22 protein-coding genes are annotated in these 25,505 nt (G+C 63.5%); 9 read left to right on the top strand and 13 right to left on the bottom strand.

The window, feature by feature from the left end; translation table 11 throughout:
- The first annotated feature begins 259 nt into the window (after positions 1-259).
- The 4 genes from fixL to QCE58_RS06200 all read left to right on the top strand — a co-directional run bounded on the left by fixL (position 260) and on the right by QCE58_RS06200 (position 6,030).
- Positions 260-2,794, top strand: a complete 2,535-nt coding sequence (fixL, locus tag QCE58_RS06215) for an oxygen sensor histidine kinase FixL (protein WP_034472179.1) — start codon at positions 260-262, stop codon at positions 2,792-2,794.
- Positions 2,791-3,426, top strand: coding sequence for an oxygen response regulator transcription factor FixJ (fixJ, locus tag QCE58_RS06210; RefSeq protein ID WP_008350478.1), 636 nt, complete (start codon positions 2,791-2,793; stop codon positions 3,424-3,426). Before fixL ends, fixJ begins: the two co-directional genes overlap by 4 nt.
- A gap of 232 nt (positions 3,427-3,658) precedes the next feature.
- The gene (locus QCE58_RS06205) at positions 3,659-5,068 is read left to right on the top strand and encodes a DUF3300 domain-containing protein (protein ID WP_250521043.1); all 1,410 of its coding nucleotides are present in this window, start codon (positions 3,659-3,661) and stop codon (positions 5,066-5,068) included.
- Between the two features lie 59 nt (positions 5,069-5,127).
- Positions 5,128-6,030 (top strand): DUF2950 domain-containing protein, encoded by a 903-nt coding sequence (locus tag QCE58_RS06200; protein ID WP_235366347.1) that lies wholly within the window; start codon positions 5,128-5,130, stop codon positions 6,028-6,030.
- A gap of 37 nt (positions 6,031-6,067) precedes the next feature.
- On the opposite strand, the gene QCE58_RS06195 is transcribed toward QCE58_RS06200, so the two are convergent.
- Complete coding sequence (locus QCE58_RS06195; RefSeq protein WP_239294958.1) at positions 6,068-6,613, bottom strand: hypothetical protein; 546 nt, start codon at positions 6,611-6,613, stop codon at positions 6,068-6,070.
- Between the two features lie 55 nt (positions 6,614-6,668).
- On the opposite strand from QCE58_RS06195, the gene QCE58_RS06190 reads away from it, so the two are divergent.
- From QCE58_RS06190 to QCE58_RS06180, 3 genes are all read left to right on the top strand, one after another.
- On the top strand, positions 6,669-6,896 hold the full coding sequence (locus tag QCE58_RS06190) for a hypothetical protein (protein ID WP_235366345.1): 228 nt from the start codon (positions 6,669-6,671) through the stop codon (positions 6,894-6,896).
- Between the two features lie 444 nt (positions 6,897-7,340).
- Positions 7,341-8,195, top strand: coding sequence for a bifunctional methylenetetrahydrofolate dehydrogenase/methenyltetrahydrofolate cyclohydrolase FolD (folD, locus tag QCE58_RS06185; RefSeq protein WP_250439530.1), 855 nt, complete (start codon positions 7,341-7,343; stop codon positions 8,193-8,195).
- 167 nt (positions 8,196-8,362) lie between these two features.
- Entirely contained in the window at positions 8,363-10,486 is a 2,124-nt protein-coding gene (locus QCE58_RS06180; protein ID WP_008350487.1) for a M3 family metallopeptidase, read from the top strand.
- 51 nt (positions 10,487-10,537) lie between these two features.
- Here QCE58_RS06180 and QCE58_RS06175 read toward each other — a convergent pair whose 3' ends face one another.
- Together QCE58_RS06175 and QCE58_RS06170 are read right to left on the bottom strand one after the other, a co-directional pair.
- Positions 10,538-11,815 carry an amidohydrolase family protein gene (locus QCE58_RS06175; RefSeq protein WP_008350489.1) on the bottom strand — a complete coding sequence of 426 codons (1,278 nt, stop codon included), beginning with the start codon at positions 11,813-11,815 and terminating at the stop codon, positions 10,538-10,540.
- Between the two features lie 69 nt (positions 11,816-11,884).
- A complete protein-coding gene (locus QCE58_RS06170; protein WP_250521042.1) occupies positions 11,885-12,379 on the bottom strand; it encodes a hypothetical protein in 495 nt (164 codons plus the stop codon).
- A 91-nt stretch (positions 12,380-12,470) separates the two neighbouring features.
- Here QCE58_RS06170 and QCE58_RS06165 point away from each other — a divergent pair, with 91 nt between their 5' ends.
- Complete coding sequence (locus QCE58_RS06165) at positions 12,471-13,370, top strand: LysR family transcriptional regulator (RefSeq protein WP_033537202.1); 900 nt, start codon at positions 12,471-12,473, stop codon at positions 13,368-13,370.
- On the opposite strand, the gene QCE58_RS06160 is transcribed toward QCE58_RS06165, so the two are convergent.
- From QCE58_RS06160 to QCE58_RS06115, 10 genes are all read right to left on the bottom strand, one after another.
- Positions 13,354-13,938: a GNAT family N-acetyltransferase gene (locus tag QCE58_RS06160; RefSeq protein WP_008350495.1), complete on the bottom strand. Its 585-nt coding sequence runs from the start codon at positions 13,936-13,938 to the stop codon at positions 13,354-13,356. The two genes, QCE58_RS06165 and QCE58_RS06160, sit on opposite strands and share 17 nt — an antisense overlap.
- 46 nt (positions 13,939-13,984) lie before the next feature.
- On the bottom strand, positions 13,985-16,774 hold the full coding sequence (locus QCE58_RS06155) for a sensor histidine kinase KdpD (protein WP_250521041.1): 2,790 nt from the start codon (positions 16,772-16,774) through the stop codon (positions 13,985-13,987).
- Positions 16,775-17,483: 709 nt separating this feature from the next.
- The gene (kdpC, locus tag QCE58_RS06150; RefSeq protein WP_250434423.1) at positions 17,484-18,053 is read right to left on the bottom strand and encodes a potassium-transporting ATPase subunit KdpC; all 570 of its coding nucleotides are present in this window, start codon (positions 18,051-18,053) and stop codon (positions 17,484-17,486) included.
- 5 nt (positions 18,054-18,058) lie between these two features.
- A complete protein-coding gene (gene kdpB, locus QCE58_RS06145; protein ID WP_051996808.1) occupies positions 18,059-20,188 on the bottom strand; it encodes a potassium-transporting ATPase subunit KdpB in 2,130 nt (709 codons plus the stop codon).
- A 14-nt stretch (positions 20,189-20,202) separates the two neighbouring features.
- Complete coding sequence (gene kdpA, locus QCE58_RS06140) at positions 20,203-21,987, bottom strand: potassium-transporting ATPase subunit KdpA (RefSeq protein WP_250521040.1); 1,785 nt, start codon at positions 21,985-21,987, stop codon at positions 20,203-20,205.
- Complete coding sequence (kdpF, locus tag QCE58_RS06135; RefSeq protein ID WP_008350504.1) at positions 21,984-22,079, bottom strand: K(+)-transporting ATPase subunit F; 96 nt, start codon at positions 22,077-22,079, stop codon at positions 21,984-21,986. The genes kdpA and kdpF overlap by 4 nt, the downstream gene beginning before the upstream one ends.
- Positions 22,076-22,183 (bottom strand): potassium ABC transporter ATPase, encoded by a 108-nt coding sequence (locus QCE58_RS06130; protein WP_193788594.1) that lies wholly within the window; start codon positions 22,181-22,183, stop codon positions 22,076-22,078. Before QCE58_RS06130 ends, kdpF begins: the two co-directional genes overlap by 4 nt.
- 184 nt (positions 22,184-22,367) lie before the next feature.
- Positions 22,368-23,003: a hypothetical protein gene (locus QCE58_RS06125; RefSeq protein ID WP_250521039.1), complete on the bottom strand. Its 636-nt coding sequence runs from the start codon at positions 23,001-23,003 to the stop codon at positions 22,368-22,370.
- Positions 23,004-23,040: 37 nt separating this feature from the next.
- Positions 23,041-24,204: a polysaccharide deacetylase family protein gene (locus tag QCE58_RS06120; protein ID WP_250521038.1), complete on the bottom strand. Its 1,164-nt coding sequence runs from the start codon at positions 24,202-24,204 to the stop codon at positions 23,041-23,043.
- Positions 24,205-24,256: 52 nt separating this feature from the next.
- Positions 24,257-24,910: a tetratricopeptide repeat protein gene (locus tag QCE58_RS06115; protein ID WP_206540335.1), complete on the bottom strand. Its 654-nt coding sequence runs from the start codon at positions 24,908-24,910 to the stop codon at positions 24,257-24,259.
- A gap of 30 nt (positions 24,911-24,940) precedes the next feature.
- Between QCE58_RS06115 and QCE58_RS06110 the strand changes: the two genes are divergently transcribed.
- The gene (locus QCE58_RS06110; protein ID WP_250521037.1) at positions 24,941-25,339 is read left to right on the top strand and encodes a hypothetical protein; all 399 of its coding nucleotides are present in this window, start codon (positions 24,941-24,943) and stop codon (positions 25,337-25,339) included.
- The last annotated feature ends 166 nt before the right edge of the window (positions 25,340-25,505 follow it).

Genomic DNA, 25,505 nt, shown 5'->3' with positions numbered 1-25,505 from the left:
AACCGCCGGCGCACGCCCGCGAACACACGCGGAAAAGCGGGCACTGGCCGCGTGCCGGCAATTCTAAAGAGGGTCCAGACCATGACGCAAGGAATTTTTCAAATCATGAGAGCTAATCTCACCATGCGAAAAATTGCTGCAACGCACCGTCCGATAAGACTTTTTTGTTCAGATGTTTCTCCTCCTTTTCCTGCAACTGAGCACGCTTTACCGTCTTTTTACGCCATTTAACAATCAGGTGGTGCGTTACAATCGCTCCATGTTGACCGAACGGCTGATCAAACGCTCGGCGAGGTCCGCGCGCAAGCCGACCGACGCCTCGCCCTCCCGCTGGCACCACGGACCGTGGTGGTCGAACTCCTATTTACTCACGCCGCTCATTTCGATCCTGGTGTTTCTGATCGTGATGAGTCTGATTCTCTGGAGCCTGAACCGGCGCGAGCAACAGCAGCAGGAAGACACGCTTTATCGCAACGTCGCGTGGGCTCAGCAACAAATTCGCCTGTCGATGACCGGTGCGCAGGAGCAGATCCAGGCGCTCGCGCGCGACATCGCGACCGGGCACGGCGATCCGCAAACCTTCCAGACATCGTCCACCGACATCATGCAGGGGCATCCCGAGATCCTCTACATGAACTGGTACACGAGCGAGCATAAGCCGCGCTGGCCGAATACGCCGCTGCCCGTGCTCGGATCGCGCCTCGCCAAGCCGAACGACACGCAGATGGACGAGGCCGTGCAGGCCGCCTTCGACGAAGCGCGCACCACCCGCCGCCAAGTCTACTCGCCGTTGCTGTACGACGATCTCGGCAACGGCTACATCACGCTGCAGACGCCGGTTTTCCGCGACCGCGAATTCCTCGGCTCGATCGCGGCCGTGTTCTCGATCGAAGGCATACTGAAGCACGACATTCCGAGCGAATTGTCGGCGAAATACAAGATTTCCATCACCGATCTGAACAACCGCGAGCTCGCGACCACATCGAGCCGCCCGCGCCTGCCGCGCGACATGTTCTACGACCTGCCGCTCGACCCGCCCGGACAAGGCCTGTCGGTGCGCGTGTACTCGTATCCGCAGCTCACGAACTTCACCAACAACACGCTCGTCTGGCTCGTCGCCGGTTTGTCGTGCTTCGTGCTGTGGAGTCTCTGGAGTCTGTGGAAGCACACGCGCCAGCGCTTCGAGGCGCAGCAGGCGCTCTACGCCGAGGCGTTCTTCCGTCGCGCGATGGAAAACTCCGTGCTGATCGGCATGCGCGTGCTCGACATGCACGGCCGCATCACGCACGTGAATCCGGCGTTCTGCCGGATGACGGGCTGGGACGAAAGCGATCTCGTCGGCAAGAACGCGCCGTTCCCGTACTGGCCGCGCGACGCGTATCCGGAGATGCAGCGCCAGCTCGACATGACGCTGCGCGGCAAAGCGCCCTCGTCCGGTTTCGAACTGCGTGTGCGCCGAAAAGACGGGTCATTTTTCCACGCGCGACTCTATGTCTCGCCGCTCATCGACAGTTCCGGCCGTCAGACGGGCTGGATGTCGTCGATGACGGACATCACCGAACCGAAACGCGCGCGTGAGGAACTCGCCGCCGCGCACGAGCGCTTCACCACCGTCCTCGAAAGTCTCGACGCCGCCGTCTCCGTGCTCGCCGCCGACGAAGCCGAACTGCTGTTCGCGAACCGCTATTACCGGCATCTGTTCGGCATTCGTCCGGACGGCCATCTGGAACTCGCGGGCGCGGCGTTCGACGGCGGTTCGCAGAGCTCGTCCGACACCATCGACATGGTCGATACCTACGCGGGCCTGCCCGCCACCGCCCTCACGGAAAGCTCGGCCGACGCGCAGGAGGTCTACGTCGAAGGCATTCAGAAGTGGTTCGAGGTGCGCCGCCAGTACATTCAGTGGGTCGACGGCCATCTCGCGCAGATGCAGATCGCCACCGACATCACGCAGAGGAAGCAGGCGCAGGAACTCGCGCATCAGCAGGAAGAAAAGCTCCAGTTCACGAGCCGCCTGATGACGATGGGCGAAATGGCGTCATCGCTCGCGCACGAGCTGAATCAGCCGCTCGCCGCGATCAACAACTATTGCTCGGGCTGCGTCGCGCTCGTGAAATCCGGCCGCATGACGCAGGAAACGCTGCTTCCGGTGCTCGAAAAAACCGCGCAGCAGGCCGTGCGCGCGGGCATGATCATAAAGCGCATCCGCGAGTTCGTGAAGCGCAGCGAACCGAAGCGCCAGGCGGCGCGCGTCGCGGATATCGTCGCGGACGCGGTCGGTCTCGCCGAGATCGAGGCGCGCAAACGCAAGATCCGCATCGTCACCGAAATCCGTTCGCGGATGCCCGTCATTTACGTCGACCCGGTTTTGATCGAACAAGTGTTGGTCAACCTGTTGAAAAACGCGGCCGAGGCGATGCATGATGCGAAACCACACGCCGTCGATCCGGTGATACGCGTAGTCGTGCAGCGCATGGACGGCGGCTTCGTGTGCATCAGCGTGGTCGACCAGGGTCCGGGCGTGGACGAAGCAACCGCCGAGCGTCTCTTCGAGCCGTTCTACAGCACCAAGTCCGACGGCATGGGCATGGGGTTGAACATCTGCCGTTCGATCATCGAGTCGCATCGCGGGCGCCTTTGGGTGGTCAACAACGTCGAAGCGGACGGCCACGTGACCGGCGCGACTTTCCACTGCAGCCTGCCGATCGGCGAAGTGGAAGGCGGCTCGGGCACGGGCGGCACGGATGCGCAGGACGAACATACGAGACAACAAACAGTTACGGGAGAACTATGAGCACAGTCACCACTCAGGAAACCGTCTTCGTCGTCGACGATGACGAAGCCGTACGTGATTCCTTGCGCTGGCTGCTCGAAGCAAACGGCTATCGCGTTCAGTGTTTCTCCAGCGCGGAATCGTTCCTCGACGTCTACCTGCCGATCGCCCATTCCGGCGCGATTTCCTGCCTGATCCTCGACGTGCGCATGGCCGGCATGACGGGGCTCGAACTGCAGGAGAAGCTCATCGCCGAGAACTCGCTCTTGCCGATCATCTTCGTGACGGGGCACGGCGACGTCCCGATGGCCGTCTCGACCATGAAGAAGGGCGCGATGGACTTCATCGAGAAGCCGTTCGACGAAGCCGAACTGCGCAAGCTCGTCGAGCGCATGCTCGAAAAGGCGCGCAGCGAGAGCACCAGCGTGCAGCAGCAGCGCGCGGCCGCAGAGCGCTTGGGCAAGCTGACGGCGCGCGAGCATCAGGTGCTAGAACGCATCATCGCCGGGCGGCTGAACAAGCAGATCGCCGACGATCTCGGCATCAGCATCAAGACGGTCGAAGCGCATCGCGCGAACATCATGGAGAAGCTTTCCGTGAACACGGTGGCCGATCTGCTGCGTCTCGCGCTGTCGAACAAGCCGCAGCAATAGCGCTTCGGCTCTCCCCTTCGCGGCCGGCATCGTCATGCCGGCCGCGCGTTTATCGGCGCGCTCGCGAGCGAATGCGCCCGAATCTCCTTCCCGCCAAAGTTCGTTGAACGCCGAACTGAAAAGTGATATTGGCTGAATCACGCCGGATCACTACCCGATTTCCTCGCTTCAATCCCGGCTACGCGCAACGATCTCGCAACGTCTCGCACGGGGGGATTCGATGTCGAAACGAATGGGTGTCATTGGTTCGCAAATCGGCACGGCAAGAGCGATCGCGTTCGCCGTCACGCTCGCCGCGATGCCGCTTTTCGCCGCGCATCCGCTCGACGCGCAAGCGCAGAACGCCGCGCCGGCCGGCCAGAAACTCACGAACCAGCAACTCGACGCGCTGACCGCGCCGGTCGCGCTCTATCCGGATGCGCTGCTCGCGCAAGTGCTGATGGCGTCGACGTATCCGTCGCAGATTACCGAAGCGGCCGACTGGTCGAAGGCGAATCCGAACGTCAAGGGCGACGACGCCGTGAAAGCCGTGCAGACGCAGCCGTGGGACCCGAGCGTGCAGTCGCTCGTCGCTTTCCCGCAGGCGCTCGCGACGATGGCCTCCAAGATCGACTGGGTGACGCAGCTCGGCAACGCGTTCATCGCGCAGCCGAGCGACGTGATGGACTCCGTTCAGCGTCTGCGGCGCGCGGCGCAAAGCGCGGGCAATCTGAAGACGAACGAGCAGCAGAAAGTCACGAGCGCGCCCGCGCCGGCGGGCAGTACGACCACCAGCACTACGGTGATCCAGATCGAGCCCGCCAATCCGCAAGTCGTCTACGTGCCGACCTACAACCCGACGGTCGTGTACGGGACGTGGCCATATCCCGCGTATCCGCCGGTCTATGTGCCGCCGCCTCCGGGATATGCGATCGGGTCGGCGTTCATGACCGGCATGGCGTTCGCAACAGGCGTCGCGGTCGTGAATTCGCTGTGGGGCAACTGCAACTGGGGTCACGGCGATGTCAACGTCAACGTGAATCGCTACAACAACATCAACACGGCCAACCGCATCAATGCGAACAGCAATAACGTGCGCTGGAACCGCAACGATCCGCAGTTCAACCGGACGAACGTCGCCGCGAACCGCCAGAACCTGAACAACGCCAATCTCGGCGCGAACGGCAACCAGTTCCGGGGCCGCGAGGATGCGCGCGCGCAAGCCGCGCAGACCTTGCAGCAGCGCACCGGCCAGAACCTCAACGAATCGGCGAGCCAGCGCGCGCAGAGCATCCGCGAGGGCGGCGGACCGAACGCGCGCACGACGAGCGATCTTCGTCAGCGCTCGCAGGACGTAAATCGCGACAACGCGCTGCGCGGCGCGGGCGACGGCAACGGCGCGCGCCAGGACATGCAGCGCGGACAGGCGAGCCGGCAGTCGTTCAATCAGTCGCATGAGCGCGCCGGCGCGGGTGGCGGCGGTGTTCAGCGTCAGGCGGGCGGCGGCGGTGGCGGTGGCGGTGGCGGTGGTTTGGGCGCGGGCGGAGGCGGCGTGCAACGTGGCGGCGGCGGATTTCAAGGCGGCGGCGGTGGCGGATTCCACGGCGGTGGCGGAGGCGGCGGCGGGTTCCATCGAGGCGGCGGCGGAGGCTTCCGCCGTTGATGATCGATTCCATCGTCAAACGCCGCGAATGCGGCGAACGCCAGATCCAGGAGCCCGACATGAAACCATTCGCCTCATCGAAGAAGCTCGTCCTGCGCGCGTTCGCGGTCGCGTCGCTCGTGCTCGGCGCGTCGCTCGCGCACGCGCAGGCCGTTTATCCGACGCCCGAAGCGGCGGCGCAAGCGTTCACCGACGCCATCGCCACCAACGACGAAGCCGCGCTCGCCAAAGTGCTCGGCAAGGACCATCGCCGATATGTGCCCGAAGGCAGCATCGGCCGGGAGGATATCTACGCGTACCTCGGCGCGTGGGCGCAGCAGCATCGCATCGTCGAGGATGCGCAAAAGGTCGACGGACATCCTTCAGCGCGCATCGAAGCGGGCACGGACGGCTGGACGCTGCCGATTCCGCTCGTCAAGGTCGCGAACGGCTGGCGCTTCGACATGCGCGCCGCGCGCGACGAGCTGCTGACGAGGCGCATCGGGCGCAACGAGCGATCGGCGATGCAGGTCGCGCTCGCGGTCGTCGCCGCGCAGGACGACTATCGCAAGACGGCGGGGCGCTACGCCGACCGCTTCGTGAGCACGCCCGGCAAGCACGACGGCCTTTACTGGGACACGGCGCCGGGCGAGCCGGAAAGCCCGCTCGGTCCGCTCGCCGAGACGATGCCGAACAAGCCGACCGACAAGGACGGCTACTACGGCTATCACTACCGCATTCTGACGTCGCAAGGCTCGAACGCACCGGGCGGCGCGAAGAACTATCTTCAGGACGGACGGCTGACGCAGGGTTTCGGCGTCATCGCGACGCCCGCGCGCTACGGCCAGACGGGCGTGATGACGTTCATGGTCAATCAGGACGGACAGATCTACGAGAAGGATCTGGGCCCGGCTTCCGCAAGCAAGGCGGCGGCGATCAAGTCGTTCAACCCGGATTCGTCGTGGAAGGTGGTGACGCCCTGAGCGGGCGCGGGGTGGCGCGCGGCTCAGGGCGAGAGGACTATTGTTTCGTCAACTGGCCGTAGGCATAACGAAGTTCGTTCAGGTTATGCACGTTGTACAGAACCGTTCGGCGATAACCATTGCTGCCGGTGATCGGCACGAACAGAATGGCCGCGTTGCCGGTATAGGTCGTGCCGGCGGGCACCGAGCAGGAAGTGGCGGGCGCCACGCTCATCGTCACGGCGTACATGTTGCGATTGCTGCCGGGCGTCGCCAGCAACATTTTTCCGCTGACGTCGCAACCGCTTAGTTTGCCTGTGAAAGAGCCGTCGTCGGCGATCGTCAGCGACGTCGACGATTGCGTCCAGGTGCCCGCGACGCTCTGCTGCGTGACACTCAATGCGTTCGCTGCATCGTAGTTCGACGAGAACTCCGTGGTCGCTCCATTCGCGACGTAGCTCCCGCTGAAAGTGTTTCGCGGCGAGTAGGTTCCGCTTCCCGAGCTCGTCGGATACGCGAACAGCATGTTGTTGAAAGACAGACCGGACGTCAGCGTCCAGGCCTGCGGCGAGTATGAGATGACGCCATAGAGTGCGCTGGTCACGATCGACCCAATCGCATTGAGCGACGAGATATTGCCGTCCGGATCGACTAGCGCGATGGTGCGGTTCGTCAGCGAATTCGTCGTCCAGATTCCTTCGGCGTTCGTTCCTGTTTGCGCCGTCGATCCTGCTTGCGGATTCGCGAGGCTCGGCAGTGCTTCCCCCACCGTTGCCGGCGAAGACGCCGCAGCAGGCGCGCTGGCGCTGGTCGGCAAATCTGTCGAAGGGACCGTCGACGACGCCGCGCTGGCCGGTGCGGCCGCGGCGGGCGCGCTGGCGGGCTGACGGTTCTCATCCGCGCCGCCGGAGCCTCCGCCACCGCAGGCGGAAAGCAAAACGACACTGCTAAACGTCAATGATATGACTGCACATTTTCCGAAAGACATTCTTGATTTTCTCCTGCAAGCATCGGTAAATAACGCGGCAGGGAGTATCCCGGAAGAACGGTGGTTTACTGGTAAGCGGCAAGTAATTTGACAAGCGCTGGGCGAAGACTCATCGGCACGCAGCGGATCCGAGATTCTGGTTTCACGTCGGTGACCCGCCGAGACTCCCGAGCGCGCCCGGCGGTATAATTTCGCCCTTCCCAAGGGCGCATTTGCCGCACAGCGGCCAAGCAAGCGCCCAGCACCTTGCGCGAGCGCCGCGCACCGTCGCCGATCAGAGCGGCGGGCACGGCGTCGGCTTCACGCCCTCGCGCGCCCTCGCCCATCCTCGATCCGATTCGCCATGACCGCCCAACTCATCGACGGCAACGCCCTATCCAAGACCCTTCGCGCCGATGTCGCCCGGCGCGCCGCCGCCCTCTCCGCCCGTGGACACAAGCCGGGCCTGGCCGTCGTGCTCGTCGGCGACAATCCGGCGAGCGAAGTCTACGTGCGCAACAAGGTGAAGGCCTGCCAGGACAACGGCCTGCACTCGGTGATGGACCGTTTCCCCGCGACGCTCGCCGAAAACGAACTGCTCGCGCACATCGAAAAGCTCAACGCCGATGCGTCGATCCACGGCATCCTCGTGCAACTGCCGCTGCCCGCCCACATCGACAGCCACAAGGTCATCGAGGCGATCGCGCCGGAAAAGGACGTCGACGGTTTTCACGTCGCCAATGCGGGCGCGCTTCTGACCGGCAAGCCGCTCTTTCGCCCGTGCACGCCCTACGGCGTGATGAAGATGTTCGAAGCGCACGGCATCGACCTGAAAGGCGCGAACGCCGTCGTGATCGGGCGCTCGAACATCGTCGGCAAGCCGATGGCGCTGCTCCTGCTCGAAGCGGGCTCGACCGTCACGATCTGCCACAGCAAGACGCGCGACCTCGCCAAACATACGCGCGACGCCGATGTGATCGTCGCCGCGGTCGGCCGCCGCGACATCCTCACGGCGGACATGGTGAAGCCGGGCGCGACGGTCATCGACGTCGGCATGAACCGCAACGACGAAGGCAAGCTGTGCGGCGACGTCGATTTCGCGGGCGTGAAGGAAGTGGCGGGCTATATCACGCCGGTGCCCGGCGGCGTCGGCCCGATGACCATCACGATGCTGCTCGTCAACACGATCGAAGCGGCCGAGCGCGCGGCGCAGGCTTGAGCGGCGCGGGGCGGCCGCGGGTTGTAGGGGAATGCCGGGCATTGCCTTAATCGGCCCCTTAAAAACAAACGATTGGAATTTGCCGCGCCCGCCCCAATAATCTCCGAACGAGCCGGCGCGGGGCGCGACACCCGTGCGGCGTCATCCAACATCAGCACGGGAGAGCCATGAGCGATACCACGTCAGCCATCACGTCCGAAGCGGCAGCGGCCAATCCGCTGCTCGACTTCTCCGATCTTCCGCGTTTCGGCGAGATTCAGCCGGCGCACGTCACGCCCGCGCTCGATGTGCTCCTTGCCAATGCCAAGGCCGCCGTCGACCGTGCAAGCGCGCCCGAGACGCCTGCGACGTGGAAAGACGTCGTCGAGGCCGTCGAGCAGGAATCGGAAAAATTGTCGCGCGCGTGGGGCATCGTCGGCCATCTGAACGCCGTCGCCGACACGCCCGAACTGCGCGCCGCCCACGCTGAAAACCTGCCGCGCGTGACCGAATTCTCGGCGAGCGTCGGACAGAATCTCGCGCTCTACGAAAAGTACAAGGCGATCGCCGCCGGTACCGAATTCGCGGGCTTGTCGGCCGAGCGCAAAAAAATCCTCGAAAACTCGCTGCGCGATTTCCGTCTCTCGGGCGCCGAATTACCCGAAGACCGCAAGCCGCGTTTCGCGCAGTTGCAGGAAGAACAGGCGGCGCTGTCGAAGGCGTTTTCGGATCACGTCCTCGATTCGACCAACGCCTATGCGTACATCGTCACGCAGAAGAGCGATCTCGCCGGTCTGCCCGACGACGTGATCGAAGCCGCCCACGAAGCCGCGCAACGCGACGGCAAGGACGGCTGGAAGTTCACGCTGCATTTCCCGTCGTATTTCCCGGTGCTGCAGTATTCGGAGCATCGTCCGATGCGCGAGGCGATGTATCGCGCGTACGTCACGCGCGCGTCCGAACTCGGCGCGACCTATGGCAACGGCAAGGCCGAATGGGACAACACAGCGAACGTCGTCGAGCATCTGAAGCTGCGCGAGGAAGAAGCGAAGACGCTCGGTTATCAGAACTTCGCGGAAGTGTCGCTCGCGCCGAAGATGGCGGAATCGCCCGCGCAGGTCATCGCGTTCCTCGAAGACTTGGCGAAGCGCGCCCGCCCCTACGCCGAAAACGACTGGATGGAACTGCGCGCGTTCGCCGCGACCGAGCTCGGCATGCCCGAGTTGCAGCCGTGGGACATCGCGTACGCGGCGGAGAAGCTGCGTCAGAAGCGCTATTCGTTCTCGGAAAACGAAGTGAAGCAATACTTCCCGCAAGAAGCCGTGTTGAAGGGTCTCTTCAAGGTGACGGAGACGCTCTTCAACGTGTCGATCCGCCGCGACGAAGCCGCCGTGTGGAATCCGGACGTGCGCTTTTTCCGCGTCGAGAACAAGGACGGCACGCTCGTCGCGCAGTTCTATCTCGACCTCTACGCGCGCGAAGGCAAGCGCGGCGGCGCATGGATGGACGACGCGCGCTCGCGTCACAAGCGCGGCGAAGGCGGCGTGCAGACGCCGGTTGCTTATCTCACCTGCAACTTTTCGGCGCCGGTGGGCGGCAAACCCGCATGCTTCACGCACGATGAAGTCATCACGCTGTTCCACGAATTCGGGCATGGGCTGCATCACATGCTGACGCGCATCGACGAACTGGGCGTGTCGGGCATCAACGGCGTGGAGTGGGATGCGGTCGAACTGCCGTCGCAGTTCATGGAGAATTTCTGCTGGGAATGGGACGTGTTGACCGACATGTCCGCGCACGTCGAAACCGGCGCGCCGCTGCCGCGCGAACTGTTCGACAAGATGCTCGCCGCGAAGAACTTCCAGAGCGGTTTGGGCACGCTGCGCCAGATCGTCTTTTCGATGTTCGATATGGTGCTGCACACGTCCTACGATCCGGCCAACGCGACGCAGAACGTCAACGATCTCGCACGCGCGATCAACGAGAAGTTCCATGTGATCCCGCAGGCGCCCTTCTCGCGCTGGCCGAATACGTTCAGCCATATTTTCGCGGGCGGGTATGCGGCGGGGTATTACAGCTACAAGTGGGCAGAAGTTTTATCCGCCGATGCGTACGCCGCGTTCGAGGAAGCCGCGAAGGCCGGAAGCGGTTCGGTGCTCGATGCGACCACGGGTACGCGTTATCGTCGCGAGATTCTGGAAGTCGGCGGCAGCCGTCCGGCGATGGAATCGTTCAAGGCGTTCCGTGGGCGCGAGCCGGATATCGACGCGTTGTTGAGGCATAACGGGATGTCGGGCGCGACGGTGCATTGACGCCTCCTGCCGATTGATGCGAAAACCCGGTCCGCGAGGACCGGGTTTTTTTTATCGCCTCTCGATCCTGAAATCCACCTCCCCCGGCCTTCCTTCCAGCGCCAGCGTCGCGCGCACGGCCGGACTCCGGCTCACCACCTTCCCGCGCCTGACAACAACCGTTCGCGCCGCCCGCAGCCGAATCGCTTCGACAGGATCGCGCGCATCCAGCACCACGCAATCCGCGTTGCAGCCCACTTCGATGCCATACCCTTCGAGCCCGAGAATCCGCGCAGGATTTTTCGTGACCGCATCGAAGCACGCGCGCATCGCGTCGACGCCCGTCATCTGCGCGACGTGCAAGCCCATGTGCGCGACGTCGAGCATGTCGCCCGAACCCAGGCTGTACCACGGATCCATCACGCAGTCGTGCCCGAACGCGACCGTGATGCCCGCCGCCATCAGTTCCGGCACGCGCGTCATGCCGCGCCGCTTCGGGTAAGTATCCGAGCGCCCCTGCAACGTGATGTTGATGAGCGGATTCGCGATTGCATTCACGCCCGCCTCGCGCATCAGCGGAATGAGCTTGCTGACGTAGTAGTTGTCCATCGAATGCATCGACGTGAGATGCGAGCCGGTGACGCGTCCATGCAAGCCGAGCCGATGCGTCTCCGCAGCGAGCGTTTCGATGTGGCGCGACATCGGATCGTCGGATTCGTCGCAGTGCATGTCCACGCGCAAGCCCTGCTCCGCCGCGTATTCGCACAGCAGCTTCACCGATGCCGCGCCGTCCGCCATCGTGCGCTCGAAGTGCGGAATGCCGCCGACGACATCGACGCCCATCGCGATCGCGCGCTTCAGATTGTCGAACGCGCCCGGGCTGCGCAACACGCCGTCCTGCGGAAACGCGACAAGTTGCAGATCGAGATACGGCTTCACGCGCCGTTTCACTTCGACGAGCGCTTCGACGGCCAGAAGCCGCGGATCGCACACATCGACATGAGAACGGATCGCGAGCAATCCGCGCGCGACGGCCCAGTCGCAGTACTGCAGCGCGCGCTCGACGAGCGCTTCCTGCGTGAGATCCGGCTTCAATTCACCCCATAGCGCGATGCCTTCGAGCAGCGTGCCGGACGCATTCACGCGCGGCAGGCCGTAGGAAAGCGTCGCGTCCATATGGAAGTGCGCGTCGACGAAAGGCGCGGTGACGAGCGAGCCGTTCGCATCGATTTCCTCGCGCGCGGTGGCCGCAAGATGCCGCTCGATCGCGGCGATGCGCCCCGCCTCCATGCCGATGTCGACGAGTTCGCGCGAGTGAGCGAGCGCCGCGCGGCGAATGATCAAATCCATGTGCGAAACCTCCGTGCCGGGCTGTTCGTCCGATTGTATCGGGACATAAAAGCCGTGCGGAGGCGCGATTCAACCCGTCAATCGATGACGGCCGACGATCGCGAAACTGAGCGGCAGCGAACCGCGCGGCATCGTGCGTTCCGTCGTGCGCTCCGTCGTGCGCTCCGTCTCGTGCGCAAGCGGATGCGCGTCGAATACGCCGAGGCGATCGCCGCTGTGCGAACCGCGTCGCGCGAGATGCGGCATGCGATGACGCACGCGCGCGCCGCCGGGAAAACATATCGCGTAGCTGTCGAAGCGCCCGCCGTCTTCGGTGCGCTCGATCCAGCCGACGCCCGCCGCGACGCCGCTTTCATCGACGGCGGCGGCGATCGCGTGAATCGACGGATCGTCGAACGGATCGGCGCGCGAATCGTCGATACCCGAAGGGGAAAACAGCGCGAGCCACACGCCTTGGCGCGCGGCATAGGCGAGCTTTGCGGCGATGAATCGACAGTCGAGCGCGGCATCGCCCTTCCGCGATTCGAGCGCGATGACGGCGACACGAAACGATGCGGCATCCAAGTGGAACTCCCGATGTGACGAGTGAGTATCCTCATTGAAGCGCTCGGCAATCGATAAGTAAAATGAATGTTTCGACGTGTTCGATCGCCAAATGGAATTGAAACTCCTGCGCTCCTTTCTCACCATCGCCGAATTGCGTCATTTCGGCCGTGCCGCCGAAGCGCTGCACTTGAGCCAGCCTGCGCTCAGCAAGCAGATTGCGTCGCTCGAAGAAAGCCTCGGCGCGCGCCTCTTCGAACGCGGACGCCACGGCGCGGATCTGACGACGTTCGGCGCGGGCTTCATCGGCGATGCGCAAGCGCTCGTGCGCGACGCCGACGCCGTGCTGGCCCGCGCACGCGAAGCCGCGAGCGGCGCGCGCGGATTTCTGCGCGTCGGCTTGTGCCTGTCGACGCTCACGCATGTGCCGAAGCTGATCGCCGAATTCGGCGCGCTGAATCCGGACGTGAGCATCACGCTGCACGATCTCTCGTCGCACGAACAGACGCGCCGCATCCTCGCGAACAAGCTCGATGTCGGATTCATGCGGATGCCCGCGAGCGCCGGGCTTTCCGGCTTCACCGTGCTCGATGAAACGCTCGCGCTCGCCGTGCCCGAGCACACGCGCTACAAGCGTCTGCCCGCGAATCTGAACGAACTGAACGAACCGGGATTCATCGCGCTGTCGCGTGGGCGCGGGCCGGGGCTTGCTGCGCAGATCGATCGCTGGTGCGCGGAGCACGATTTCGCGCCGCGCGTGATTCAGGAAGCGGACGATATCCAGTCCGTGCTCGCATCGGTGGCGGGCGGCGTGGGCGCGGCGTTCCTGCCATCGCGCGCGCAGTACTTGCTGCGCGATGCGCGCGTGCTGACATTGCGCGATCGAGCGGCGCGCTGGCGCGTCGGACTTGCATGGCAAGACGAACGCGACGACACCGTCACGCGCCGCTTCGTCGCGTTCATGAAGGCGCGCGTGAAAGCGCTGAAGGCGCGCGCTACGCTCGACGCGTGAGCTTGGCGAGCAGCATCGCTTTGACGTCGGGCCATTCGTCGTCGATGATCGAAAAGCGCACCGAATTGCGCTTGCGGCCATCGGGCATGATGCGCTCGTGCCGCACGATGCCTTCCTGTTTCGCGCCGACGCCGAGTATCGCCGCGCGCGATTTCGCATTGAGCTCGTCGGTGGTGAACTGCACGCGCACGCAACGCATTGCTTCGAACGCGTGCGCGAGCAGCAGAAACTTCGCTTCCGTGTTGATGCCCGTGCGCTGCGTCGATGCCGCGAGCCACGTATGTCCGATTTCGAGCTTGCGGTTCACGCGGTCGATCTTCCAGTAACGCGTGCTGCCGACGACGCGCGCATCGCTGGCGCGCACGATCACGAACGGCATCACGGTGCCGGCATCGCGGCCCGCGAGTGCGGTGTCGATATAACGATCGATGGTGTCTTCGTTCGGCACGACCGTCACGCTCAGATTCCAGAGTTCGCCGTCGGCGGCTGCATCGAGCAAGGCGGCGCGATCCTCGCGTTGCAGCGGACGAAGCTGCACGCGCTCGCCGTTCAAAGTCGGTTGGCTCATCGTTGGTTTTCAGTTTGCTCGTGAGCCGACATCATAATTCGCCGCGTCAGACATCGTCCGTTCCCGGCGCGGCCGCCTTCGAGTCGACATCCTCGTCGGGCGGCAATTCTTCGGGCGGCGCATCGTTGGCCGGCAGCGTGAACCAGAATCGTGCGCCGAGAATGCGCCCGTTCGCGTCCGCGCGATTCTCGACGCCGATGTGCCCGCCATGCGCCTCGACGATCGCGCGGCAGATGGCGAGACCGAGCCCGATGCCCGGTTGCGCCGATTCCTTCTCGCCGCGCGTGAACTTGTCGAAGAGACGGTTCTGCATGCCGGCCGGCACGCCCGGCCCTTCATCGTCGATGCACACGCGCACGAAGCGCGCATCGCCGTCGTGCGCGAGCGCGGCGCCGATGCGGATCGGCGTCGCGGGCGGCGTGTACTTCGCGGCGTTTTCCAGCAGGTTGGCGAAGAGACGCTCCATCAGCACGGCGTCGAGTTGCAGCAAGGGCAAGTTCGCCGGCACGCGCGTCTGTACGGGACGCCCGGCGAGCACGCGGCGCGAACTCGCGAGCGCGGCGCCCACGGTTTCTTCGAGCATCGACCATTGACGATTCAGCCGGATCGCGCCCGCCTGCAGACGCGCCATGTCGAGCAGATTGATCACGAGGCCGCTCATGCGCAGCGCTTCTTCGTGGATCGCGTGCACGAGTTCCTGCGATGCCTCGCTCTGGCCGCCTGCTTCCCGCGCCTCTTCCTCCAGCACCGAAGCGAAGCCGACGATCGACGTGAGCGGCGTGCGCAGATCGTGCGATATCGCGGATAAAAGCGAGTTGCGCAGGCGCTCCGATTCCATGTTGACGAGCGCGTCCTGCGCGATTTCGACGTAATGCACGCGTTCCAGCGCAAGCGCGATCTGCGACGCGAACGTTTCGATCATGCGGCGCTGCTCGGGCACCGCGAGTTCGGCTTCGCGCCCGGTCACGAGCGCGAGCACGCCGCGCGTGCGCATCGGCGCCTTGAGCGGGAGATAAAGCGCCTGGCTCGCGGGCAAGGTCTCGGTGCCGCGTCCGGCCGGTTTCTGCTGGTCGTAGACCCATTGCGCGATGTCGAGATCGAGACGCGCGGCATCGAGCGTCACATCGGGATTCGGTTCGTCCACTTTCTGCCGCACTTTCTCGGCGGCGTCGGGCAGGAGCATCACGACCTTCGCCTGAAACACTTCCGCGACGTGGCGCGTGCCGATCTCGATGATCTGCTCGGTCATCAACGCGGCGCCGAGTTCCTTGGTCATCGCGTACATCGCGCCCGTGCGCCGCTCGCGTTGCGATGCGATGCGCGCCTCGCGCCGCAGGCTCGACGTCAGATGACTGATCGTGAGCGAGGTCAGCAGCATGACGAGGAACGTGAGCAGATACTGCGTGTCCGTCACGGAGAAAGACAGCTCGGGCGGCACGAAGAAGAAGTCGAACGCGGCGACCGACAGAAACGACAGCATCACGCCGGGACCGCGCCCGAGCCGCACGGCCGCGAAGATCACGCCGAGCAGATAGAGCATCACGAGATTCGTGATTGCGAACTGACGGGCGGCGAGCATGTCGGCGACGAGCGTGATGCCGCCGCCGATCGCGAGCGCATGAAGATAGGCGCGCGGCGGCGAGTGCGCGCCGTCGCGCCAGGTGCCGAACGCTTGCGTGATCGTGCGGCGTGGCTCGTCGCGTGTGCCGGTCGACACGAGCGTCACGTCGATATCGGATCCTTGCCGGATGATGCGCTCGCTCACCGGCCGAGCGATGAGACGCCGCCATCCCGCGCTCGCCGACGCGCCCGCCACGAGCTTCGACACGTTGCGCATGTGCGCGTAGTCGATGAGCGTCGCGGCGGCATCGGCGCCATCGAGCGTGACGGTTTCCGCGCCGAGTTCGGAGGCGAGCTTGAGCGCGTCGAGCGTGCGGCGGCGCTGATCGTCGGAGAGGCGCTGCAGCTTCGGCGTCTCGACGTACACCGCGAGCCAGTCGGCCTTGAGCGCCGTGGCGAGCCGCGCGGCCGCGCGCACGAGCGTCGCGCTTTCCGGTCCCGGGCCGATGCACGCGATGAGCCGTTCGCGCGCGCGCCAGATGCGTTCGATCGACTGATCGGCGCGGTATTCGCGCATTTGCGCGTCGACGCGATCGGCCGTGCGGCGCAAGGCGAGTTCGCGCAGCGCGATCAGATTTCCCTTGCGAAAAAAGTTGCGCACGGCGTGCTCGGCCTGCGCCGGCAGGTAGACCTTGCCTTCGCGCAGACGGTCGAGCAGTTCTTCGGGCGGCAGGTCGACGAGCGTGACTTCATCGGCGAGGTCGAAGATGCGATCGGGCACGGTCTCCCAGACGCGAATGCCGGTGATGCGCCCGACGATGTCGTTGAGGCTTTCGAGGTGCTGGACGTTGACGGTCGTATAGACGTCGATGCCCGCGTCGAGCAGTTCTTGCACGTCTTGCCAGCGCTTCATGTGGCGCGAGCCGTGCACGTTCGAGTGCGCGAGTTCGTCGACGAGGATGAGTTGCGGTTTTCGGGCGAGCGCGGCGTCGAGGTCGAATTCGGCGAGCAGACGTCCGCGGTGTTCGATGCGCGCGGGCGGGAGCGTTTCGAGGCCTTCGACCAGTGCAAGGGTTTCCTTGCGGCCATGCGTTTCGACCAGGCCGACGACTACTTCCACGCCTTCATCGCGGCGGCGGCGTGCGGCCTGCAACATCGCGAAGGTCTTGCCTACGCCCGCCGATGCGCCGAAGAAAATCTTCAGTCTGCCGCGCTCGCGTTTTTCTTCCTCGCGGTGGAGTTTGTCGAGGAGTTCTTCTGGGGTTGGGCGGGGCATGGTTTTTTTTGGGGTTCTTGCTGGCGCTTGTTGTGGTGGTTCGCTTGCGATTTCGCTGGATCCCGTTTTCGTGTCGGTCTGTTAGCACTGCCCCTGTGCGGGGCGGCAGTCACTTTCTTTGCTGCTGCAAAGAAAGTAACCAAAGAAAGCAGCTCCCGATACGCCCGCGGTCACACGCAATTTGGGTAGTCCTCTCGTCCATCGTGGGCTGCCTAAGGAGTGCCCTCAAACACCTAATCGGGCTTGGCTCGCGCACGGTCTGTCACATCGCACCACACAACAAACTGGTTCAGCACCAAATAGCTCCAGCCCGCTTCGCGGCCGACCGGTCAATCGGGGATGCATTTGCTGCTTTACTAACGTCTCCATCTCTCCGCAAGTGCCGCACGTTGGTTTCCCTTGCATACCCGGCGGCAGCGCGTAGCGCTGTGCCGAAGCTCTTTCGTGCTGAACCAGCGCGCTCGACGCATTCGGGCGGCAGACCGCGCGCGATCCAAGCCCCGTTAGTCCTTTGAGGGCACTCTTTAGGCGAGTGCCACCTTGGACGAGAGAACTACCCAAATTGCGTGTGACCGCGGGCCTGAAAAGCTGCTTTCTTTGGTTACTTTCTTTGCAGCAGCAAAGAAAGTGACTGCCGCCCCGCACAGGGGCAGTGCTAATAGACCGAGAGCAAAACGGGATCCGGCGAAACCAAGCCAAGCGCCCCCAACTACTCCCCATCCAACGCAAGATTCAATTTAAGCACATTCACCCGAGACTCTCCGAGCACTCCAAACTGCCTCCCGCTAGTAGCTTGAGCGACAAGCGCTTCAACGCGAGCCACCGACATCCCCCGCGCCTTCGCGACCCGCGAAACCTGATACGCCGCAGCCGCCGGACTGATTTCCGGATCGAGCCCGCTCCCGGACGAAGTCACCAGATCGACGGGAACAGCCGCCTCATTCCCCGGATCGGCATCGTGCAAGGCGGCAATGCGCGCTTTGATCTCATCGGCGAGCGCCGGATTGGTCGGCCCGAAATTGGAGCCACTAGAACTCCCCGCGTTATAAGGATTCGGCGCAGTAGCCGACAAACGCCCCCAGAAATACCGAGGCGCATCGAACTGCTGCCCGATGATCTCCGAGCCCATGAGACGCCCATCGCGCTCGATCAAACTCCCATTCGCCTGATGCGAAAACGCCGCCTGTCCGATCGCGGTGACGACCGCCGGATACACCACGCCCGTCACGACAGTCAACGCGACGAACAACACCAGCATGGGACGCAACAGATTCTTCATGATGTTCAACTCCAGCCAAGAGCGGTAATGACCATATCGATGAGCTTGATGAACGGAAACGGCAACACGATGCCGCCCAGCCCGTAAATCAGCAGGTTCCGTCGCAACAACGACGCGGCGCCCAAAGCGCGATACTTCACGCCCTTCAACGCGAGCGGAATCAGAAACACGATGATGAGCGCATTGAAGATCACCGCCGACAGAATCGCCGACGATGGCGACGCCAGATGCATCACGTCCAGCACGCGCAACTGCGGATACGTCGTCGCAAACGCGGCCGGGATGATCGCGAAGTACTTGGCGACGTCGTTGGCGATGGAAAACGTCGTCAGCGAGCCGCGCGTCATCAGCATCTGCTTGCCAATCTCCACGATCTCGATGAGCTTCGTCGGGTTCGAATCGAGATCGACCATGTTGCCCGCTTCCTTCGCGGCCTGCGTGCCCGTGTTCATCGCCACCGCGACGTCGGCCTGCGCGAGCGCGGGCGCATCGTTGGTGCCGTCACCCGTCATCGCGACGAGACGCCCCTCGGACTGATGCGCGCGGATCGTCGCCAGCTTCGCTTCCGGCGTCGCTTCGGCGAGAAAGTCGTCGACGCCCGCTTCCGCCGCGATGGCAGCAGCCGTCAGCCGGTTGTCGCCCGTCACCATCACCGTCTTGATGCCCATCTTGCGCAGCTCCGCGAAGCGCTCCTTGATGCCGCCCTTCACGATGTCCTTCAGCTCGATCACGCCCAGCGCGCGCGTCGTATCGTTCACGCGCTCGGCCACCACGAGCGGCGTGCTGCCGCGCCGCGCGACTTCATCGACGGCATGCTGCACTTCCTGCGGAAAACGTCCGCCGCGTTCTTCGACGTAACGCTTCAACGCATCGGCGGAACCCTTGCGGATCTCGCGATTCGGCAGATCCACGCCGCTCATGCGCGTCTGCGCGCTGAACGCGAGAAAGGTCGCGTGCAACGTCGCCATGTCGCGCTCGCGGATATTGAAGCGCTGCTTCGCCAGCACGACGATGCTGCGGCCTTCCGGCGTTTCATCGGCGAGCGATGCGAGTTGCGCCGCGTCCGCGAGATCGCGCTCGGCCACGCCGGGCGCCGCCACGAACGTCGACGCCTGGCGATTGCCGAGCGTGATCGTGCCGGTCTTGTCGAGCAGCAGCACGTCGACGTCGCCGGCCGCTTCGACCGCGCGGCCCGACGTCGCGATCACGTTCGCCTGCATCATGCGGCTCATGCCCGCGACGCCGATCGCGGACAGCAGCCCGCCGATCGTCGTCGGAATCAGGCACACGAGCAGCGCGACGAGCGCGGTGATCGTGACGACGTGGCCCTGCTTCGCCGCCTCGACGGAGAACATCGAGAACGGCAGCAGCGTCGCGGTCGCGAAGAGCAGCACGAGCGTCAGCGCGACGAGCAAGATCGTCAGCGCAATTTCGTTCGGCGTCTTCTGACGCTTCGCGCCTTCGACCATCGCGATCATGCGGTCGAGAAACGCCTCGCCCGGATTCACCGATACGCGCACGACGATCCAGTCGGAAAGCACGCGCGTGCCGCCCGTCACCGACGAGAAATCGCCGCCCGACTCGCGGATCACCGGCGCGGATTCGCCCGTGATCGCGGATTCGTCGACCGACGCGACGCCTTCGATCACGTCGCCGTCGGCGGGAATCACGTCGCCCGCTTCGACGAGCACGACATCGTCGCGGCGCAATTCCGTGGACGTCGTGATGCGGATCGGCGATTTCGGATGCGGCTCGTTGAGCTTCTTCGCCATCACGTTGTGCTTCGCCTGGCGCAGCGATGCCGCCTGCGCCTTCGAGCGCCCTTCCGCGAGCGCTTCGGCGAAGTTCGCGAAGAGCACCGTGAACCACAGCCACAGCGCAATCGCGAGGATGAAGCCCGCGGGCGCTTCCGCCTGGCCGGCGAGCGCGGCGAGCCAGAGCACCGTCGTCAGAATGCTGCCGACGTAGACGCAGAACATCACCGGATTGCGCAACTGCGTGCGCGGCGCGAGCTTCCTGAACGAATCGACGATCGCCGGCTTCACGAGCGCCGGATCGAACATCGAACGTGCCGCTGTGCGCGCCTGCCCGAGATTCTCCGGGCGATGCAGCGGCGTTTGATTCTCTTGATTCATGCTGTCCTCGGAAATCAATGGCTTGCGATCATCGTGACGTGCTCGACGATGGGCCCGAGCGCGAGCGCCGGCACATACGTGAGCGCGCCGACCAGAAGGAGCGTGCCGAGCAGGAGCACGACGAAGAGCGGTCCGTGGGTCGGCAAGGTGCCCGCTGTCACGGCGAGACGCTTCTTCGCGGCGAGCGAGCCCGCGATGGCGAGGATCGGAATGAGCGAACCGAAGCGGCCGAACCACATCGCGATGGCGAGCATCGAGTTATAGAACGGCGTGTTCACCGAAAGGCCCGCGAACGCGCTGCCGTTGTTGTTGGCGGCGGAGCTGAACGCGTAAAGCACTTCGGAGAAGCCGTGCGCGCCCGGATTCGCGATGCCCGCCGTGCCCGCCGCGCTCAGCACGGCGATCGATGTGCCCAGCAGCACCAATAGCGGCGTAAGCAGAATGACGATGGAGACCATCTTCATCTCGAACGATTCGATCTTCTTGCCGACATACTCGGGCGTGCGGCCGATCATCAGACCCGCGACGAACACCGCGAGCAACGCGAACGCGAGCATGCCGTAGAGACCGGAACCGACGCCGCCGAAGATCACTTCGCCGAGCTGGATCAGCAGCATCGGCACGAGGCCGCCGAGCGGCGTCAGCGAATCGTGCATGCTGGAGACCGCGCCGCACGATGCGGCCGTCGTCGCGACCGTGAAGATGCCCGATTGCGCGATGCCAAGGCGCGTTTCCTTGCCTTCCATGTTGCCGCCGGCCTGTAGCGTGGACGCTTGCGTATCGACCTTGAGCGACGCGTAAAGCGGATTGCCGGCCTGCTCCGATGCAATCTCGCCCCAGCACGCGACGGCGAACGCGATGGTCATCGCCGCGAGCACGGCATAGCCCTGACGCCTGTCGCCGACCGTGCGCCCGAACACGACGCACAGCGCAGCCGGGATGATCAGCATCGCGAGCATCTGCATGAAGTTCGAGAACGGCGTCGGGTTCTCGTACGGATGCGCGGAGTTCGCGTTGAAGAAACCGCCGCCATTCGTGCCGAGCATCTTGATCGCTTCCTGCGAGGCGACCGGCCCCATCGGCAGCGTCTGTTTGTCGGCCTTGAGCGTCTGCGTGACGGGCTTGCCTTGCGCGTCGGTGGATTGCGTCTGATATGTGGTGACCTGCAGCGTCGATACGTCCTGATACGCCCTGAAGTTCTGGATCGCGCCCTGGCTCACGAAGACGAGCGCGAACACGACGGCAAGCGGCGCAAGGATGTAGAGCGTCGTGCGCGTGAGGTCGACCCAGAAGTTGCCGATGGTCTGAGCGCTATGCCGCTTGAAGCCGCGAATCAGCGCGATGACGACCGCGATGCCCGTCGCCGCCGAGAGAAAGTTCTGCACGGTCAGGCCGAGCATCTGCGCGAGATAGCCGAGCGTGCTTTCGCCGCCGTAGTCCTGCCAGTTCGTGTTGGTCACGAAGCTGATGGCGGTGTTGAATGCGGCATCGGGCGTCATGCCGGCCATGCCTTGCGGATTGGCGGGCAGCGTGCCCTGCAGGCGCAGCAGCGCATACAGCACGAGCGCGCCGAGCACGTTGAAGAGCATCACGGCGAGCGCGTAATGCTTCCATGACATCTCGGATTCGGGATCGACGCCGGCGATGGGATAGAGCATCGATTCGATCGGGCGTCCGATCTTGCGCACGATAACGGACGATCCGTCGAGCACGTTCGAGATATAGCGGCCGAGCGGAATGGCCAGCGCAATCAGCACGACGATGAAGAGCGCCGTCTGCATGAAGGTGTTGGCGTTCATTCGAGATCCTCCGCACGCAGAAGCGCGTACACGAGATACACGAAGAGCAGCAGCGTGGAAGCCGCCGCGAGCCACAGCATCCAGGCGCTCATGGACGCCCTCCCGTCGCGCGGCGGCCGAGTCGCTCGCAGCCGCGCGTGAGCGCCACGCAAAGTCCCCAGAACAGGACGATGCCGGCGAGGTAAATCAGGTCCATTTTGGTGTTCTCCCCTTGTGCGGTTCAGGACAAGGTGGAGATTAAGAAAATGGACGTAAAGGGCGGGAAAAGAGTGGGAGGCGGGGTGTAAAAATGGTGTAAAAAAACGCCCGCCTTGGATAGGCGGGCGCTAATGCTTCGTGCCTTGCGTGAGTGAGCCCGAGTCGATCTGATCAGCCGGGCGTCACATCACACGAAAGTTCCGCATAAAGACCACATAGAGCACAGGCAACAATGGAATGGCGAGGATCATCAGCGCGCCATCTGCCGCCACGGTCACGGGCGTCGCCAGCAGGATGACTTTCTTCGCATTGGAGTAATGCTGCTCCCTGACGGAGACTTCATAAGACTGGTTCAGCAGCATGGGATTGACCTTCGACCGGTCGAAACCTTTCGCGTCATATCGCCGCCCGCTAAGCCTGAACGAGAGAGACCGGCGTTGCGGATCGATTCCAAGATTTCCCAGTTCCTCCTTCTGCTCTTCGCTGAAGCTCGCCGCCTTGTCGAGATTCAAGACGAAGGAACCGCTGACATTGCTGTCTCCGTCTACGTAGAACTGATTGACATCTGCGGTCATTCCGGCGTGAAAGGGTGACTGAAGGACATCCACGAAGTGATCCGGCGCATCGAAAATACAGTGATAATTCTTACCAAGAAACACTAGCGTCTTCTGGTCAGCCGAGATAAGCACACTGCTTATCGTTTCCGCGTACCTGTAGTAATCGGGCGACTTTGCTTCCTCGTTCAATCCGGATGTCAGGCACCCGCTGAGAGCGAAAGGCATCGATACCGTGAGGGCAATAAACTTTCTTCTTTTCATTTGACGTCCTTTGACCGCATCGCCGCCTGTCGTTGGTTCAAACAATCAGCGCGATCAATCGGCGTTCGTCGCGACCAACCCTCTTGCAATCCATCCACTGCACACCCGATGCCGTCAACCGGTCATGCAACCAGGGCACCGCAACCTGCGCCTTCGGATGAATATCGTGGAAAAGAATGATTCCGCGTCGCCACAGCAGCATGAGCGTGAGCACGCGCTGTTTGACTTCATCCGCGCTCACCTTCTCGTTCCAGTCTTGCGAATCGATATTCCAGAGCGCCACACGCAGGCCTTGCGATGCGAAGAAGTCGCCGCTGTCCGCTCGGCGTTGACCATAGGGCGGCCCGAAGAGCGGAACGAAACTGTCCGGCAGATTCGCCTGCGCCAGCCCGATGCTCCGCGCCACCGACTCTTCCCACGACGGCCAGGTTGCGTGCGAACGATGCTCCCAGCCATGCGCGCCGACGCACATGCCGCGATAGGCATACGCCATCGACGACACACCCGCCTGCTGCAAGCGCGTTTGCAACCGCGTCCCGAGCGTGAAGAACACGCCATTCAAGCGAGCGTCTCGCAACGTCCGCAGCAACGCGTCGGTTGTGCCGCCGGCGGTGGTCGGGCCATCGTCGAAGGTGAGCAGGAAGGTGCGGTCGGCGAACTCGTTGCCGTCGATCTCGCGCGACGAATACGTGTCGATCTCACTGCTGACCTTCGGAAAGAGCGCGGCCAGTCTCAGCAGTTCGTCGAGATACGTGTTGTGAAACGTCCGAGCCTGCGATGACCACGCGCGATACGGACTATCCGCCGGGACTGCGAAGGCTTTGGCCGCGTTCACGAAGTCAGCCTCGCCATGCACCTTTACGCAAAACGGAGCACTCGGCGTGCAATTCGCCGAAGCGTTCAGATAGTTTCCGGTCAGACGCTTCCAATAACGGCCCCGGATACGATCGACCGATGCCCGATCGAACGATTTCACCTTCAGCCGGCTCTGCAACTCGGCGTCTGACAGTTGTTCGCTATCGGCCAGCGCTTTGCCGAATGCGAGAAGTTCGGCGCGCGAAGCGAGATCGAAGTTCTCCGTACTATCGATGGATATCGGCCACGTCCCGCGATCGCCGATGGCGACCGAAACCGGACCTGCCGCGTGCGACGACATCGCGGCGAATGCCATGAGCATCGCCGCGAGAGCTTTCTTGTACATGTGATGAGCGATGCGGGCCCCGGCGCGATGCCGGGGCCTGGATTGAACGGATTTAGCGATTGCTGACGCGCGTAATGGCGGCGTCGTAGACCGGATTCGACTTTTCGCGTCGCGCTGCGCGGTAGTTGCTCAATGCGTCGGTGAACTGGCCGGCGTCCTCATAGATGCGGCCGATGTTGTAGTACGAACTGGCGCGGACCGTCGCGGCCGTCGCTCCATTCGCCAGCGCGATCGCCTTGCGATTGGCCCAGATGGCTTCGGCAGCACGTCCGGCCTTCTGGAAGGCGAGCCCGAGATTGCTGTACGCCTGGCCGAATTCCGGATTGAAGCTGATCGCCTCGCGGTACAGCCAGATAGCGTCGTCGAAGTTGCCTGCGTGATAGGCACGCTCGCCGTCCTTGTTGATCAGGCTCGCGCGGGCCGCGTCGACATAGTCCTGATTGGCCGGCACGATTCTCAACTGCTCGTCGTTGTAGTTGTCGATGGTGCCGAGCACCTCGCTCGCTCTGACCGTCACGCCGCGCATGGTGTTGATGTCCTGAATCTCGCCCTCGCCGTTGACGCGGAACACGGTCCACAGATTGCCCGCCTGACGCGGCACGCTGAACGTTCGAACCAGCGACTGGCCGACATACACGAACACCCTTGCCTCGCTGTTCGCAAGCTCCGACGACGCGGGGTTGCTCTCGTTGCTGAAATCGTGCACGGCGAAGACGTAGGTCTGGCCGGAACGCTTGTGATCGAGCGTGATGGTTTCCGGACCGTAGCTATCCGTGTGGTCGACATCCAGATTGGCGTCGTCCCCGGCTTAGTGTTGAAAGTAGACGTGATTCTGCGGATAGGACACGTGCAGATCGAGATCGCGCGGGCGCTGTCCCCATGTAAGCACGACGCGCATGCCATCCAGATTCTTCATCACCGGACTCAGCGCATAGGACAGTCCAGCGCATGGGCACCTGGCGACCAGATCGGAATAACCAGCCTTCTTGATGATCAGAAGCACCTTGCTGTCATTCGCCATATCGGCTGGAATCTGCGCAGCGCCTTGTGCATCACTCTGGATACGAACCGACTGGGCGCCGTCCTTTTGAAGAATGACAGTCGCGCCGGATATCTTTTAGGAGTAGACGGTTGATTGATGTTGGACATTGCTTTTTCTTCATTACGATGAATGAAGTGATTCATCGCATCGCTATTTCTTCGGATACCGAATCATGAAAGCATAGCAATCGCCGATTCGCTCGATCTAGCAGCCGATGCGCAATTTCTTCAAATTTCCGCAAAAGCCATACGGCACCGTG

This window comes from Caballeronia sp. LZ028, from assembly GCF_031451415.1.
In the GTDB taxonomy this organism is placed as follows: domain Bacteria; phylum Pseudomonadota; class Gammaproteobacteria; order Burkholderiales; family Burkholderiaceae; genus Caballeronia; species Caballeronia zhejiangensis.
Note: the sequence above shows the minus strand (reverse complement) of the source record. Positions and strands in the feature narration are given on the sequence as shown.

Coding starts and splice junctions, on each gene's coding strand:
- fixL (WP_034472179.1), top strand. CDS start 260: ATGTTGACCGAACGGCTGATCAAACGCTCGGCGAGGTCCGCGCGCAAG.
- fixJ (WP_008350478.1), top strand. CDS start 2,791: ATGAGCACAGTCACCACTCAGGAAACCGTCTTCGTCGTCGACGATGAC.
- QCE58_RS06205 (WP_250521043.1), top strand. CDS start 3,659: ATGGGTGTCATTGGTTCGCAAATCGGCACGGCAAGAGCGATCGCGTTC.
- QCE58_RS06200 (WP_235366347.1), top strand. CDS start 5,128: ATGAAACCATTCGCCTCATCGAAGAAGCTCGTCCTGCGCGCGTTCGCG.
- QCE58_RS06190 (WP_235366345.1), top strand. CDS start 6,669: ATGGTGCGGTTCGTCAGCGAATTCGTCGTCCAGATTCCTTCGGCGTTC.
- folD (WP_250439530.1), top strand. CDS start 7,341: ATGACCGCCCAACTCATCGACGGCAACGCCCTATCCAAGACCCTTCGC.
- QCE58_RS06180 (WP_008350487.1), top strand. CDS start 8,363: ATGAGCGATACCACGTCAGCCATCACGTCCGAAGCGGCAGCGGCCAAT.
- QCE58_RS06175 (WP_008350489.1), bottom strand. CDS start 11,815: ATGGATTTGATCATTCGCCGCGCGGCGCTCGCTCACTCGCGCGAACTC.
- QCE58_RS06165 (WP_033537202.1), top strand. CDS start 12,471: ATGGAATTGAAACTCCTGCGCTCCTTTCTCACCATCGCCGAATTGCGT.
- QCE58_RS06160 (WP_008350495.1), bottom strand. CDS start 13,938: ATGAGCCAACCGACTTTGAACGGCGAGCGCGTGCAGCTTCGTCCGCTG.
- QCE58_RS06155 (WP_250521041.1), bottom strand. CDS start 16,774: ATGCCCCGCCCAACCCCAGAAGAACTCCTCGACAAACTCCACCGCGAG.
- kdpC (WP_250434423.1), bottom strand. CDS start 18,053: ATGAAGAATCTGTTGCGTCCCATGCTGGTGTTGTTCGTCGCGTTGACT.
- kdpB (WP_051996808.1), bottom strand. CDS start 20,188: ATGAATCAAGAGAATCAAACGCCGCTGCATCGCCCGGAGAATCTCGGG.
- kdpA (WP_250521040.1), bottom strand. CDS start 21,987: ATGAACGCCAACACCTTCATGCAGACGGCGCTCTTCATCGTCGTGCTG.
- kdpF (WP_008350504.1), bottom strand. CDS start 22,079: ATGAGCGCCTGGATGCTGTGGCTCGCGGCGGCTTCCACGCTGCTGCTC.
- QCE58_RS06130 (WP_193788594.1), bottom strand. CDS start 22,183: ATGGACCTGATTTACCTCGCCGGCATCGTCCTGTTCTGGGGACTTTGC.
- QCE58_RS06125 (WP_250521039.1), bottom strand. CDS start 23,003: ATGAAAAGAAGAAAGTTTATTGCCCTCACGGTATCGATGCCTTTCGCT.
- QCE58_RS06120 (WP_250521038.1), bottom strand. CDS start 24,204: ATGTACAAGAAAGCTCTCGCGGCGATGCTCATGGCATTCGCCGCGATG.